The following is a 14932-nucleotide window of genomic DNA, read 5'->3' as shown; positions in this document are numbered from 1 at the left end:
ACGAACCTGGCGGGAGCCTTCGCCGGGGCCTAGGCCAGATCCCGGGCAATCAGCGACTTGGCCAATTGAGTGAATGCGACCGCTTGCGCGCTCTCAGGCTGTGCCGCAACGATCGGGGTGCCGGCATCAGCCGCCAGACGAATATCCAGATGCAGCGGGATTTCGGCTAGCAGCGGCACGCCCAGCTTCTCAGCCTCAACGGCCACACCGCCATGTCCGAACAGATGTTCCTCATGCCCGCAATTCGAACAGATATGCGTCGACATGTTTTCGATCATGCCAAGAATCGGTGTTTTCAGCTGGCGGAACATGTCCATCCCCTTGCGGGCATCCAGCAGAGCCACATCCTGCGGCGTCGACACGATGATCGCGCCATCGATGATGAACTTCTGGCTCAGCGTCAGTTGCACGTCGCCCGTGCCCGGCGGCAAGTCGATCAGCAGGATGTCCAGCTCGCCCCATTGCACCTGCATCATCATCTGCTGCAACGCGCCCATCAGCATCGGGCCACGCCAGACAACGGCCTGACCTTCCTGCATCATCAGCCCGATCGACATGGCGGTCACGCCATGCGCCCGCAGCGGCAGGATGGTTTTGCCGTCGGGGCTGCCCGGACGACCGCTCAGCCCCATCATACGCGGCTGCGACGGGCCATAGATATCCGCATCCAGCAGACCCACTTTGCACCCCTGCGCCGCCAGAGCGACAGCCAGATTGGCGGACACGGTGGATTTACCCACCCCGCCCTTGCCGGATGCCACGGCAATGATGTGCTTGACGCCCGGCACCGCTTGCGGGCCCTGCGGCTTGGCCTTGGCCTTGGGTTTCAGATCCGGCGGCGGCGCTTTGTCGGCATGGGCCGTCAACATCGCAGACACTTTTTCGACCCCATCCAACGCCATCAAACGCCGCTCGGCACTGGCCCGCAGGCTTTCCATTTCCTTGGCGCGGGCCGGGTCAATCTCGAGCACGAACTTGACGGTGCCGTCTTCGATGGTCAAAGCCTTAACGATCCCGGAGGCCACGATATCCTTACCGCTGGCCGGATCGACAAACTTCTTCAGTTCTTCGGTGACGATGTCATGCAAGCTCATGCCGGTCTTTCCTGATTTCGCGCTCTTCCACCGGTTCCACATCACTTCCCCCAAAAGGTCAATATCACAAACATCTTATAGAGCGCGGTGCAAACCTTTGCTGCCCTATTCGGCAGCATCCTGAATTGCGTCCAGTTCGGCAGCCTTGGCTTCAACCTGCTCAACGATGTGATCGACCATCTGGTCGTTCGACATCTTGTGACTTTGCTTGCCCGCCAGATAAACCATCCCAGCCCCGGCACCCCCGCCGGTAAAGCCGACGTCTGTCATCAACGCCTCGCCCGGCCCGTTCACCACGCAACCGATGATCGACAGGCTCATCGGAGTCTTGATGTGCTCCAGCCGTTTTTCCAGCGCCTCGACCGTCTTGATAACGTCAAACCCCTGCCGCGCGCAGGACGGACAAGAAATGATGTTGACGCCGCGATGCCGCAGACCCAGCGATTTGAGAATCTCGAACCCGACTTTGACCTCTTCCACCGGATCGGCAGACAACGACACCCGCAGCGTATCACCAATGCCCATCCACAGCAGGTTGCCCAGGCCAATGGCCGATTTGATCGTGCCGCTGACCAGCCCGCCCGCTTCGGTGATGCCCAGATGGATCGGCGCATCCGTGGCCTCGGCAATCCCCTGATAGGCCGCCGCAGACATGAACACGTCGGACGCCTTCACACTGATCTTGTAGTTGCGGAAATCATTGTCTTCGAGGATCCGGATATGCTCCATCCCGCTTTCGACCATCGCATCGGGGCACGGTTCGCCGTATTTCTCAAGCAGGTGCTTTTCCAGCGATCCGGCGTTCACGCCAATACGGATCGAACAGTTGTGATCCCGCGCAGCCTGAATGACTTCTTTGACCCGACGCTCATCGCCGATATTACCCGGGTTGATCCGCAAACAGGCAGCCCCGGCCTCTGCCGCCTCGATGCCGCGCCGGTAATGGAAATGGATGTCCGCGATAATTGGCACCGGGCTTTCGGCAACGATCTCTTTCAGCGCCTTGGAAGACGCTTCATCCGGCACCGAAATGCGCACCAGATCCGCCCCGGCTTCGGCCGCGGCCTGTACCTGCGCAATCGTGCCGGCCACATCAGTGGTCAGCGTATTGGTCATGGTCTGCACAGCAATCGGGGCATCGCCCCCGACCGGCACATTGCCAACCATGATCTGGCGGGATTTGCGACGCTCGATATTGCGCCAGGGACGAATGGGATTGTGCGACATGGAACCTGTCCGCGATCAGAACCTTTAGGGGCTACATAAGCCGCCCAAGGGGGCGCGGCAATGGCGGATCACTCAGTTGGATCTTCGGCAACGACCGGAGTCTGAAGTTCGGCAACCACACGGGCCAGATCATTGTCCTGTTCAAGGTTCGCAACCTCGAACCGGTCGGTCACTTCGGCAATCGACAATGGCAAGTTCTTGGTCACCGTGCCGCGTCCGCCAACCGGACCATAGTTTTCGCCATTGGCAACGAAATAGATCGCGCCGGATTCACCTGCGCGCAATGTCGGGGGTTCTTCCGTTGCCGGGATTTCAAAGGTCTGACCACCTTCCATGATAGTCTCGTAGATCGTCGTGCCATCAGCAGCCCGCACGCGCACCCAGGACGGGCGTACTGCAACCATGACCAATGTCGGAGCGACGTCTTCAAGCACCTGCGGCACCACTTCCCCGGCTGGCAGTGGTGCTTCTGCGATCTGAACATCGGGCAGGTCCGGCGCTGAAAAGCTTCCGCCTGCGCGCGGATCCAGCGTCGAAATCGGCGCATCGCGTGACACCATGACCGGTACATCCAGCGCTTGCGGGCGGTACAACCGGTTCAGCGCCTCGGTGCTCGAAACCGTCGTGCCCTCTTCGGCAGTCGGGTTGGCCAGCGCACCTGTGACTGGGTCCAGATCCGACAGCACGACAGGCGCCTGTTCGACCGGCGTCACCTGCACCTGCTGCACTTCTTTCAGAACCGACCAGCCGCCATACCCGATACCGCCGATCACAGCCAGCAACACCAACGTTGATCCAATGGCGCGGGGTTCAATCTGCGACAGCAATCCTTCGCGTTCCGGCAGAAACGGCGTGCCGCTGCCGGAAAACGGATCATTCGACAGACCGTGGCCAATAATCGCACGCTCTTCGCGGGCGTTCTTCTTCGCCCCCGATGCTTCGGCAGACATGCCATGCGCAACGGTAAAGCCGCTTTCGACGCAAAACGCCGCAAAGGCTTCATCCGGTTCCATGTTCAGATAACGGGCATAAGACCGCACGTATCCGGCGACAAAGCCGGGCGTGTCAAACGCAGACGGGTCAGCATTTTCGATGGCTGCAATATAGCTGGCTTTGATCCGCAGATCGCGTTGAACATCCAGCAGCGACTTGCCCAAAGTCGCCCTTTCGCCACGCATCATATCGCCAAGTCGAAGCTCGAAGTCGTCAAAGCTGAGTGGCTCTACGACCTCTTCCTCTTTAGGCTTGCGCGAGAATCTGCGCCCGATCATACCTGCTGTCCCATGTTGCCTGCAGCGAGTCTGTTTGCCCCGCGCAGGTTCTTCCCCAAGATTCGTCCCGCGCTTGTTGTTGCGAGAAGACTAACACAGTGCAAGCAAAATGCACGGAAATTGAGGATCAGCCAGCCAGTTCGGCGCGATTCAGCGCACAATGAGACCAGAGCGCGTCCATGGCATGCACCAGTTTGTTCATCTCGTCAGGTCCATGAACCGGCGACGGAGTAAAGCGCAGGCGCTCGGTTCCGCGTGGCACAGTCGGGAAATTGATCGGCTGAACATAGATGCCATAATCTGCCAGCAGCATGTCACTTATGTTCTTGGTGTGCACCGGATCGCCCACAATCACGGGCACGATATGGCTGCCATGATCGATCAGCGGCAACCCCAACCCTTTCAGGCGGGTTTTCAATATCTTGGACTGGGTCTGATGCTGTTCACGCAATTCAGGTGTGCGCTTGAGATACGCAACCGACGCGGCCGCCCCGGCAGCCACGGCAGGCGGCAGCGAGGTGGTGAAGATAAAGCCCGGCGCATATGAACGGATCGCGTCACACATCTTGTAAGACGCCGCGATATAGCCGCCCATCACGCCATAGGCTTTGGCCAGCGTGCCGTTGATGATGTCGATCCGGTGGGCCAGATGATCCCGCTCGGTCACACCGCCGCCGCGTGCGCCATACATGCCCACGGCGTGGACTTCGTCGATATAGGTCAGCGCGCCGAATTCGTCGGCCAGATCACATAGTTCTTCAATCGGACCGAAATCGCCATCCATCGAATAGACGGATTCAAATGCAATCAGCTTGGGTACATTGGGATCGTCGGCTTCCAGAAGCTCACGCAGATGGGCCACGTCATTGTGACGGAAGATCCGCTTGGACCCGCCATTGCGCCGCACGCCTTCGATCATCGAGGCATGGTTCAGCTCGTCCGAATAGATGATCAGACCGGGAAACAACTTGGGCAGCGTGCTCAGCGTCGCATCATTGGCAATATACGCACTGGTGAACAGCAGCGCGGTTTCCTTGCCATGCAGGTCGGCCAGTTCGGCCTCAAGCCGCTTGTGATAGACCGTGGTGCCCGAAATGTTGCGGGTGCCACCCGAACCGGCGCCCGTGGCGTCAACGGCTTCGTGCATGGCCTCCAGAACAACAGGGTTTTGCCCCATCCCAAGATAGTCGTTGCCACACCAGACGGTGATCGGTTGCTGTTCCCCATCCGGACGGGTCCAGACAGCATGCGGGAACTGGCCCCGGGTCCGTTCGATGTCGATGAAGGTGCGGTAACGCCCTTCTTCGTGCAGCTTGGCTATCGCGGTATCGAGCTGAGCAGTGTAATCCACCCTGTCCTCCAATTCGTATTCCGTCCCCTGGCCTTTTCGGCACAAAGCGTCGGCCTCCCATTGCGAACGCATTCGCATTCATGAATGGATACAGACTCTTTTCGTCCTTAGCAACTGCCTAACCCAGGAGCAGATGTCGCAGCTTTGACTTGTATCAAGTAAAGCGTTCGTCCACCCGGCTCAATAAATCGAAACGCCGCAGGTCGTCAATTTGTCAAAAAGTACCGCAACGTGACGCATTTCCTGTTTCCGATAGGCGTCGCGCAGCCGCCTCTGGACTGTGCCGCTGGCGCTGCTAGGCTCCGCGCGACCAAAACACCCCGCCAATCAGGAGCCCTCCCCCATGTCACTTGATGACGTTCTGAACAAAATCGATTCGGACCTGCCCAAGGCCACCGACCGGTTGATGACCCTGCTGCGCATCCCGTCGATCTCGACCGATCCGGCCTTCAAGGCTTACTGTGACGCCGCCGCTGACTGGCTGGTCGCAGATCTTAAAAGCATCGGCATCGACGCAGCCAAACGCCCGACCCCGGGCCATCCGATGGTGGTCGGACATGTCGGCGAAGCAAATGACGGCGTGCCGCATTTGCTGTTCTACGGGCATTACGACGTCCAGCCCGTCGATCCGCTTGAGTTGTGGACCTCGCCGCCGTTCGAGCCTGAGTTGCAGGACACCGAACACGGGCAAGTCATTCGCGGGCGTGGTTCGTCGGACGACAAAGGCCAGCTGATGACCTTTGTCGAAGCCTGCCGGGCATGGCAAGACGTGCACGGTTCCCTGCCCTGCCGCATCACGTTTTTCTTTGAGGGCGAAGAAGAATCCGGATCGCCGTCACTGGTGCCCTTCATGGAACAGCATGCGGACGAACTGAAAGCCGATCTGGCGTTGATCTGCGACACCTCAATGGTATCACGCGGCGTGCCGTCGATTGCCTCGCAGTTGCGCGGGATGCTGAAGGACGAATTCACCATTATCGGCCCCCGCATCGATCTGCATTCGGGCCATTACGGCGGCCCCGGCCTGAACCCGCTGCGCGAAATCGCAAAGATCGTCGCAACGTTCCATGATGACGAGACCGGTAAGGTCGCCGTGGACGGGTTTTACGAGGGCGTCCACGAGGTGCCCGCAGATCAGCTGCGCCAATGGCAGACCTGCGGCTTTGACGAGGCCGAGTATCTGAATTCGGTCGGCTATAGCGTTCCACACGGCGAAACCGGCTATTCGACACTGGAGCAGCAATGGGCCCGCCCGACGCTGGAGGTGAACGGCATGTGGGGCGGCTATATGGGGGCCGGCACCAAAACGGTGATCCCCTCAGAAGCGCATTGCAAAATCACCTGCCGTCTGGTCGGCGACATGGATCCGGACGCGTTGCGTGTCAAAATCCGCAAACATGTCGAAGACCGCCTGTCGGTCGACGCCAAAGTGGTCTGGAATCAGGATCTGGACGGCTCGCCCGCCTCGGTCATGAACATTGCCCGCCCGGAATTCGAAGCTGCACGCGGCGCGCTGTCGGATGAATGGAACCGCGAGGCCGTATTCTGCGGCATGGGCGGGTCAATCCCGATTGCCGGGTTCTTCAAGTCGATCCTGGGACTGGATTCGATGCTGGTCGGCTATGCCAATGACGACGACGCGATCCATTCACCAAACGAAAAGTACGACGTGAAGAGCTTTCACAAAGGCATGCGCAGCTGGGCGCGCATCCTTGACGCTTTGACCAGGTAACGAAGATCTCCCGCCCCCCGAGGACAGGCATCTGGCGCTGCCCGCCCCGGGCGTTGGGCCGGGCAGCGCGCGGGGTCCCCGCGCGCTGCGGTTGGCGCATATCGCACCGCACTGCCTTGCATCAGCCTGTGACTTTAGCCGACACGTTTGAAATCAGCGGTTTGTCGTTTTTCAGATGGCGCCAGATCAGCCGTTTCTGCTGCCGGTTCCCGGGGATATGCGCACAGGTTTGCGCCCGGAAGCCCGGCATCATCGCTTGCGGGAAGAACGACACGATCCTGTCCCGCGCCTGATCAGACACCGCATCAACGGACACGGGCGCAATCAGGAAGCTTTCGCAAGGCGCGCCTTCGGCCAGAACCAATCCGTGGCGTTCCAAAAGCAGGTGGCAATAGGTCAGCCGCTTTGGCTCCCGAATCAGATCGACCCCGTCCAGTTCCAGCAATCGCGCTGCGGCCACCAGGCTTTCTGAGCAGCCGAACATACGTTCCACCACTGGCGACCTGACGGCCACCCGATGTTGCCGTGACACCAAGAGATCGCGTTCGGGCGTTCCGTGCCCCAACGCGCCTGCGCTGATCCGCACCGGGCGCATCGTCGGATGGGTGATGACATCAGCAGCACTGACCCGGCGGTGCAACACCTGCAGCACGCGCAACACGCCGCCCTGAGCGTCGCAGACAAGCGCGCCCGGTTTCAGAAGCTCCACAGACACCGCGCCATCCGGCGTGGCAATCCGCGTCCCGGCAACAAAACATGGGATGGTGCCCGGCGTGGGTGGCGATTGCACGACATAGCTCGCCCCGCCATCGGTGCTCAACAGCGATTCCCCGCCGCCGGCCTGGCCGATCTGATCCGATGTCATGGTGTCTGCCGGACCGCTGTTGGCCGTGACCGGCGCTCCGTCATCGAACGAGATAAACTGATAGACGGTCGTGTCATCGCTCAGCGACACCGCGCCTCTTTTGTTCAGACCGTTGAACGTCGAGGACTCAACCGTGTTGATGACATAGATATCTTTGCCAAACTCGGTGGAGGCAAGGAATTCCAGCGTGTTGGTCGTCCGGACAGAGCCGTTAGCATTGTAAACGGTCACAACGATACTGGACACATCCGTCCCGGCATCGACCGCAATTTCGATAAAATCCAGGGACGCACCGCCCAGATATTTGACTTCGGATACGTAAGGATCCGCCATTGACTGCCTCTTAACGATCTGCGGCTGGTTGTTCGGGGCGCGCAGTTATGAACTGGTTACCAAGCAAATATGGAGCAAAAATGGCAAACATCAACCAACCCGGCAATGGAAGGCTGGATGGCGTGCAAATGAGAGACAGAAGTGGCGCGGTTGACGGGGCTCGAACCCGCGACCCCCGGCGTGACAGGCCGGTACTCTAACCAGCTGAGCTACAACCGCGCGTGAGGGGCTGATTAGGCGATGCACGCAGGCCCGTCAAGCGCGTTTCTGCGCGTCCGACCCGGAATATGCCGGAACCGGTTCAACCGGCCCCGAACTGCGCGTCCGTTCCGGGCGCGGCGTCCAGCAGCAACCGGGTGTATTCATGGCTCGGGCTGGAAAACACCTGTGCCGTCAGCCCCTGCTCCACCACAACGCCCTTGTTCATCACGATCAGCCGGTCGCAAATCTGCGCAGCAACCCGCAGGTCATGGGTGATGAACAGCATCGCCAGATTGTATCGCTCGCGAATATCATCCAACAGATCCAGCACCTGCGCCTGGACCGACACGTCCAGCGCCGACACGGCCTCGTCCGCGATCAGAACCTCGGGTTCGACCATCAGCGCGCGGGCGATACAAATCCGTTGTCGCTGCCCACCGGAAAACTGGTGCGGAAACCGATCTAACGCATCCCCCTGCAAGCCGACCAGTTCCATCAGCTCACGCGCCTTGGCCATTGCCTCGGGTTTGGCCATGCCGAAATTCATCGGGGCCTCGATCAGCGACAGACCGATATTGCGACGCGGGTTCAGTGATCGGTACGGGTCCTGAAACACGATCTGCACCTTGCGACGATGCGGGCGCAGTTTGGATTCCGGCAAGGTGGCAATTTCCGTGCCATGCAGGCTGATCGAGCCCGATGTCGGCGCAATCAGCCGCGCAATGCAACGCGCAACGGTGGATTTGCCTGACCCGGACTCGCCCACAATTCCCAGCGTTTCACCCTTGCGCACATGCAGATCAACGTTCGAGGCCGCCAGAACCACACGGCCATTCCCGAACAGGCCTTTGGTGCCGTATTCTTTGTCCAGCTTGACGACCTCAATCGCCATATCGCCACCGACACTGTCCCGCTCGGGCGGGGTCATGCTGGGAACCGAGGCAACCAGCATCTGTGTATAAGGCTGCTGCGGGTTCATCAGAACCTCATCCCGTGTGCCCTGTTCGACAACCCGCCCGTTCTGCATCACCACAACGCGGTCAGCGATCTCGGCAACAACCCCAAAGTCATGGGTGATGAACAAAACGCCGGTCCCGCGGCGTTCCTGCATTTCCTTGACCAGCGTTAAAATCTGCGCCTGCGTGGTCACATCCAGCGCCGTGGTCGGCTCGTCCGCAATCAGCAACGCCGGGTCCAGCACCAAAGCCGTCGCGATCATGATGCGTTGCCGCTGCCCCCCCGACAGCTGATGCGGATAAGCATCGACCATCTTTTCCGGGTCCGGCAGATGCACCGATTCCATGATCTCGATCGCCTTGCGCCGCCGCTCGGACGCCGACAGAGTCGTGTGAATTTCCAGCACCTCGGCGATCTGTTCACCGACCCTGGCCACCGGGTTCAGCGCCGTCATCGGCTCCTGAAAGATCATCGCCATCCGGGTGCCGCGCAGATCTCGCAAGCGCGATTTGCTGGCGGCCAGCGTGTTCTCTCCGTCCAGCAGAGTCTCGCCATTCACCGGCTTCAACGCCGCCGGCAGCAACCCCATGACGGCCGAGGCCGTCACAGACTTGCCAGATCCGCTTTCGCCCACGACACATACGATTTCACCGGGTTTCACGCCGAAACTGATGTTTTCGATGGCATTGGCACGGTCGCCGCTTTTCGGCAGGCTCACGGTCAGGTTCTTGACCTCAAGAACATATTGGTTCTTGACCTCAAGAACATATTCAGAAGGGTCAGCGTTCACCACGGCCTCACACACGTTTGGCAAAGCGGGGATCCAGCGTATCACGCAGACCATCGCCCAGCATGTTCACCGCCAGCACCGTGACCGCAAGGATCACACCCGGATACAGGATCTGGTGTGGATGCAATTGAAAGTTCTCGCGCGCAGCACCCATGATGTTGCCCCATGTCGGCACCTCATCCGCCGGAATGCCAAGACCTAGGAACGACAGGATCGCTTCGACGATGATCGCCGAGGCCACAATAAACGTCCCCTGCACGATCAGCGGCGCCAGTGTGTTGGGCAATATGTGGCGGATCAGCAAAAGATGCACCCGCGTGCCCGCTGTGATCGCCGCCTCGACATAAGGTTCTTCGCGGATCGACAGCACCATGGATCGCACCAGCCGCACGACGCGCGGCACTTCGGGCACGACAATGGCAATGATCACGCTGGTCAGCCCGGCGTTGAACACCGACACAACCGCAATCGCCAAAAGGATCGCAGGGATCGCCATCAACCCGTCCATGATCCGCATGATAAAGCCGTCAAGCCGTCGGAAATACCCCGCAACCAACCCGATGATCATGCCCAGAAAGATCGAAATCGCCGCCACCGATACGCCAACCACCAGCGATATCCGCGCGCCATAGATCACGCGCGAATACACATCGCGCCCCAGCGTGTCCGACCCCAGACGATAGGTGACCGGCACTTTGACCCGTCCCTCGTCGGTGTAAATCTTCATGACCCCTTCGTATCCCGGTGGTTTCAGCCGGGTCGAGGTCGAGTTCAGGTTGGGATCAATCGTGCCCAGAAACGGCGCAAAAATCGCCATAAGACAGATCACCAGCACCAGCGACCCGCCAATCAAAACCGACGGGTGGCCAAAGACTCGGCGCAGCGTCAATTGGGTCGGAGACAGCGCGACAGCTTCAGTCATCAGTAGCGGATCCTTGGGTCAAGCACGGTGTAACTCAAATCGATTATCAGGTTGATCAGCACGTAGATCATCGAAAACAACAGCACGACGGCCTGAATTGTCGGGAAATCGCGGTTCAGCACGGCATCAACCGTCAGCAACCCAAGCCCGGGAATATTGAACACGCTTTCCGTCACCACGACGCCGCCAATCAGGATTGCAAAGGCAAACCCGATCACGGTCACAATCGGCACCGCCGCATTACGCAGCGCATGGCGTACCAGCACCTTGGTTTCGGTCTGCCCTTTGGCGCGTGCCGTGCGGATGTAATCCTCCCCCAGAACCTCAAGAACCGAGGTCCGGGTCATCCGCGCGATGAACGCAACAAAGATCACCGACAGCGCCAGCGATGGCAGGATCAGGTGCTTCAGCCAGCCCCCGACCCCTTCGCTCAGTCGCTGATAGCCCTGCACCGGTAGCCATTTAAGCTCCAGCGAGAAGATATAGATAAACGCAAATCCGATCACAAAGACCGGGATCGAAAAGCCCAGCACCGAAAACGCCATCACGGTCCGGTCCAACCATGTGCCCTGCCGGTACGCCGCAACCACGCCCATCGGGACAGCAATCGATACGGTCAGGATGATGGTGACCACCGACAGCGACAGCGTCGGTTCGATCCGCGCCATGATCAGGTCGGTCACCTGCTTTTTAAAGAAGAAACTTTCGCCCAGGTCGCCCTGGAAAATATTGCCGATCCAGATGCCGAACTGAACCAGAAGCGGGTCGTTCAGGCCCAGCTTTTCGCGGATCTCGGCCACTTGCGCCTCGCTGGCGAAATCGCCCGCGATCATCGCTGCCGGATCCCCCGGCGTCAGCCGCAACAGAAGGAAGATGAAAACCGCGACGACCAGCATCACCGGGATCGTCGCAATAAGCCTTTTGAGAAGATAATAGGCCACGCGTCCCGCCTTGTCGTTCGTTGCTCAGTATACCGCGGCAGGCGCACCCGCCGCGGTCATAACCGGTTGCCCGATCAGTTCTTTTCGACGTTCCAGAACACCGGAACACCTGCCGACAGATAACCTGTCACATTGTTACGCAAGGTCGATGGCGTGTTCCACTGGCCGAGGTGAATATGGGTCGGATATTCAACCCAACGGGCCTGCAGTGCCTCAACAATGGCCTTTTGCTCGTCAAAGCTGGTTGCGCGCGCAAAGTCATCGCGCAGCTTTTCGATCTGCTCGTCACAGGGCCAGCCAAACAGCGCCTTGTCACAAGACGCATTCAGGAAGGCCATCGCCAGCGGGTTGAACAGATCGCCTGCATCCCAAGCCGTCAGGAAGGCATTCCAGCCACCATCGGCAGGGGCGTCCTTCTTCGAGCGACGTGCCACCAGCGTCGACCAGTCCATCGACTGCATGTCAACATTCAGACCGATCGCTTCCATCAGGTCCTTGGCCACTGGCGCCAGGTTCGTCAGAACCGGAACGTTGGTCGAATGCATCAGCACAACCGGCGTGCCGTCATACCCGGCTTCGGCCAGCAGTTCCTTGGCCTTGGCAAAGTTCGATTCCAGCAGGCCATCCATGTGGGCGTCAGTTTCGAACGGCAGGCCACAGATGAACATGGCTTTGCAGACCTGAAAATAGTTCGGATCACCAATGGTCGCCTCCAGGAAATCTTCCTGGTTGAACGCATACAGCAGCGCCTGACGGATCTTCGGGTTGTCGAACGGCGGGTGCAGCACGTTAAAGCGGAACGTATACTGCAGGCCCGACAGGTTGGGCGACTGGGTATAGGCCTCACCGCCCTCTTCCACCAGTGGCAGCAGATCCGGCGGAGTGGACTCGATGATATCGATCTCACCGGCGTTCAGCGCGTTAATCGCCTGTTGAATGTCGCGGTTCGGAGTCCAGGTCACACGGTCAACCTTGGCCACCTTGGCCCCGGCAAAGCCGTTGGTCGGCTCGTCGCGCGGCACATAGGCGTCGAACTTGTCATAGACAACCTTAACGCCCGGCTCCCATTCTTCGTTGTTGAACATGAACGGGCCAGATCCGATATACTCGGCGATCTGCTCGTCACCCGGTGTCGCAGCAATCCGTGCCGGCATCATGAACGGCACGTTCGACGATGGCTTGGCCAGCGCCAGTTCCACCAATCCGGTCGGCGCATTCAGCTTGAACACCATGGTCTTGTCATCCGCCGCCGACAGATCGTCAACGAACGACATCATCTTCTGCCCCATGGCGTCCTTGCCGCCCCAGCGCTTGATCGACGCAACGGTATCCGTGGCCGTGACCGGCGCACCATCGTGCCATGTCATTCCATCCCGCAGTGTGATGGTGACGGTCAGCCCATCGGCCGAACGTTCGACACTATCGACCATTTGCGGATGCACGTTGCCATCCATATCCATGGCAAACAGCGTGTCATAGATCATGTATCCATGGTTGCGCGTGATATACGCAGTGGTCCAGATCGGATCGAGGATCTTCAACCCCGAATGCGGCACCACTTTCAGATTGGTTTCGGCCTGCGCAGCAGTTCCGAGCCCTTGCGTGCCAAGGACCAGGGCCAATGACGTGGCGACCCCGGCCAGAACGCGACGGCGTTTGACGTTGAACATATTTCTCTCCCTATGAGACAGCGACTACTATTTTTGCTTTTTTATTGGATCAGTATTGGAGCAATATTCTTACGAGTCAAACCTGATCTACATACTGATTCCTTATAATTACATTCTCAGGTCGTTTATTTATCCAACGGCTGAACAAGGAGGCACCGATGCCCGACACTCCCCTTTGGCAACTCAGCGCGACCGAATTATCCACCCGTCTGCAGACTGGACAAGTATCGGCCACCGACGCCGTTTCCTCTGCTATCGCCCGGATGAACGACCGAAACCCGGCCATCAACGCCGTGGTCAACGACCTCAGCCAGCAGGCCATGGACGACGCGCGCAGCCTTGATCATACCTTTGCCGCATCCGGCCCGGTCGGCCCGCTGCACGGCATTCCGATCACCATCAAGGAAAACATCGATCAGCAAGGCCACCCCTCGCCCAACGGCGTGCCCGCCTTCAACAACTTGATCGCCCCGGCAGATTCGCCGTTCGTGACCAACATGCGCAAGGCCGGCGCCATCGTGATCGGGCGCACCAACACGCCCGAATTCTCGTTTCGCGGCACCACCACCAACCCGCTGCATGGCCGCACCTATAACCCGTGGAACGACTGGGCCTCGTCCGGCGGATCTTCGGGCGGCGCGTCCTCGGCTGTCATGTCCGGCATGGGGGCACTGGCGCATGGCAACGACATCGGCGGATCACTCCGCTTCCCGGCCACCGCGACAGGGGCCGCAACCGTCAAACCCGGTCTGGGCCGCACCCCCGCCTATAATCCGTCGCAACAGGAAGAACGCGGATTGCTGGCCCAACTGATGTCCGTGCAGGGCGTCATCGCCCGCGAAGTCGCCGATGTCCGGCTTGGCCTGAAAACCGCCATCGCCTATGATCCGCTCGACCCGTGGATGGTGCCGATGCCGTTTGACGGCCCGGCCACAGATGGCCCCATCAAGGTCGCCTTCACCCGCAACAGCCACGGCTTTGACATGCACCCCGCTGTCGATCAGGCCCTGACCACTGCTCGTGATGCGTTGGTTGATGCGGGCTATGATGTCGTCGAAGCCGAACCGCCCAACGCACGTGATATCGGTCTGGAAGGCCTGAAGGCCCTGATGGGCGAAACCAAGGCACTTTTGCTGGGTGTCATGCGTCAGGCAGGCAGCCCGGAATTCAGCACCTACATGGACACCTGCATGGAGATCGCGCCCCCTTACGAAGGCGATGACCTGCTCAAAGCCTTTGCCCGGCGCAGCGGATACGTCCGCGACTGGCAACTGTTTTTGGCCGAATATCCTCTGGTTCTGACCCCGTTCCTGCTGCAACCGATCTATGGCTGGAACCGCGATATGGAGGGCCGCGAGGGCGCCGAAGACATCATGCTGAAAGGGTTCTACAGCTTTGCCATGAACTATCTAGGTCTGCCCGCAGGCAACGTCCCGGCAAACTACAACGATGGGCTTCCCATCGGCGTGCAGGTCGTCGGGCGCCGGTTCCGCGAAGACATGATCCTGGACGCCTGCGAAGCCATCGAAGCACGCGCCGGGGTCATGGCCAACAAGCTGTTTGAACGCGGCTGATCCT

General features: G+C 59.6%; 11 protein-coding genes and 1 tRNA gene. 2 read left to right on the top strand and 10 right to left on the bottom strand.

Annotated elements, in window-relative coordinates:
- Nucleotides 1-29: 29 nt before the first annotated feature.
- The 4 genes from apbC to hemA form a co-directional block, all read right to left on the bottom strand.
- Complete coding sequence (apbC, locus tag FOY56_RS16140; RefSeq protein WP_146346899.1) at nucleotides 30-1094, bottom strand: iron-sulfur cluster carrier protein ApbC; 1065 nt, start codon at nucleotides 1092-1094, stop codon at nucleotides 30-32.
- A 105-nt stretch (nucleotides 1095-1199) separates the two neighbouring features.
- Nucleotides 1200-2321, bottom strand: coding sequence for a flavodoxin-dependent (E)-4-hydroxy-3-methylbut-2-enyl-diphosphate synthase (gene ispG / locus FOY56_RS16135; protein WP_146346898.1), 1122 nt, complete (start codon nucleotides 2319-2321; stop codon nucleotides 1200-1202).
- A gap of 68 nt (nucleotides 2322-2389) precedes the next feature.
- Nucleotides 2390-3592 carry a helix-turn-helix domain-containing protein gene (locus tag FOY56_RS16130; RefSeq protein ID WP_146346897.1) on the bottom strand — a complete coding sequence of 401 codons (1203 nt, stop codon included), beginning with the start codon at nucleotides 3590-3592 and terminating at the stop codon, nucleotides 2390-2392.
- Nucleotides 3593-3719: 127 nt separating this feature from the next.
- Nucleotides 3720-4943 carry a 5-aminolevulinate synthase gene (gene hemA / locus FOY56_RS16125; protein WP_146346896.1) on the bottom strand — a complete coding sequence of 408 codons (1224 nt, stop codon included), beginning with the start codon at nucleotides 4941-4943 and terminating at the stop codon, nucleotides 3720-3722.
- 343 nt (nucleotides 4944-5286) lie between these two features.
- On the opposite strand from hemA, the gene FOY56_RS16120 reads away from it, so the two are divergent.
- Nucleotides 5287-6675: a M20/M25/M40 family metallo-hydrolase gene (locus FOY56_RS16120; protein WP_146346895.1), complete on the top strand. Its 1389-nt coding sequence runs from the start codon at nucleotides 5287-5289 to the stop codon at nucleotides 6673-6675.
- A 121-nt stretch (nucleotides 6676-6796) separates the two neighbouring features.
- Here the strand turns inward: FOY56_RS16120 and FOY56_RS16115 are convergent, their stop codons facing one another.
- From FOY56_RS16115 to FOY56_RS16090, 6 genes are all read right to left on the bottom strand, one after another.
- Nucleotides 6797-7873 (bottom strand): Hint domain-containing protein, encoded by a 1077-nt coding sequence (locus tag FOY56_RS16115; RefSeq protein WP_146346894.1) that lies wholly within the window; start codon nucleotides 7871-7873, stop codon nucleotides 6797-6799.
- Between the two features lie 142 nt (nucleotides 7874-8015).
- Nucleotides 8016-8092 (bottom strand) — tRNA-Asp (locus FOY56_RS16110).
- 82 nt (nucleotides 8093-8174) lie between these two features.
- Nucleotides 8175-9821, bottom strand: a complete 1647-nt coding sequence (locus tag FOY56_RS16105; protein WP_425468372.1) for an ABC transporter ATP-binding protein — start codon at nucleotides 9819-9821, stop codon at nucleotides 8175-8177.
- A 7-nt stretch (nucleotides 9822-9828) separates the two neighbouring features.
- Entirely contained in the window at nucleotides 9829-10743 is a 915-nt protein-coding gene (locus FOY56_RS16100) for an ABC transporter permease (protein ID WP_146346892.1), read from the bottom strand.
- The gene (locus FOY56_RS16095) at nucleotides 10743-11684 is read right to left on the bottom strand and encodes an ABC transporter permease (RefSeq protein ID WP_146346891.1); all 942 of its coding nucleotides are present in this window, start codon (nucleotides 11682-11684) and stop codon (nucleotides 10743-10745) included. The genes FOY56_RS16100 and FOY56_RS16095 overlap by 1 nt, the downstream gene beginning before the upstream one ends.
- A 74-nt stretch (nucleotides 11685-11758) precedes the next feature.
- A complete protein-coding gene (locus FOY56_RS16090) occupies nucleotides 11759-13354 on the bottom strand; it encodes an ABC transporter substrate-binding protein (protein ID WP_146346890.1) in 1596 nt (531 codons plus the stop codon).
- Between the two features lie 158 nt (nucleotides 13355-13512).
- On the opposite strand from FOY56_RS16090, the gene FOY56_RS16085 reads away from it, so the two are divergent.
- Nucleotides 13513-14928 carry an amidase family protein gene (locus tag FOY56_RS16085; protein WP_146346889.1) on the top strand — a complete coding sequence of 472 codons (1416 nt, stop codon included), beginning with the start codon at nucleotides 13513-13515 and terminating at the stop codon, nucleotides 14926-14928.
- Nucleotides 14929-14932: the final 4 nt, after the last annotated feature.

The sequence above is a fragment of the Falsiphaeobacter marinintestinus genome (assembly GCF_007923355.1).
Classification (GTDB): domain Bacteria; phylum Pseudomonadota; class Alphaproteobacteria; order Rhodobacterales; family Rhodobacteraceae; genus Phaeobacter_A; species Phaeobacter_A marinintestinus.
The sequence above is the reverse complement of the archived record's forward strand: the minus strand, read 5'-3'. Positions and strand labels throughout refer to the sequence as shown.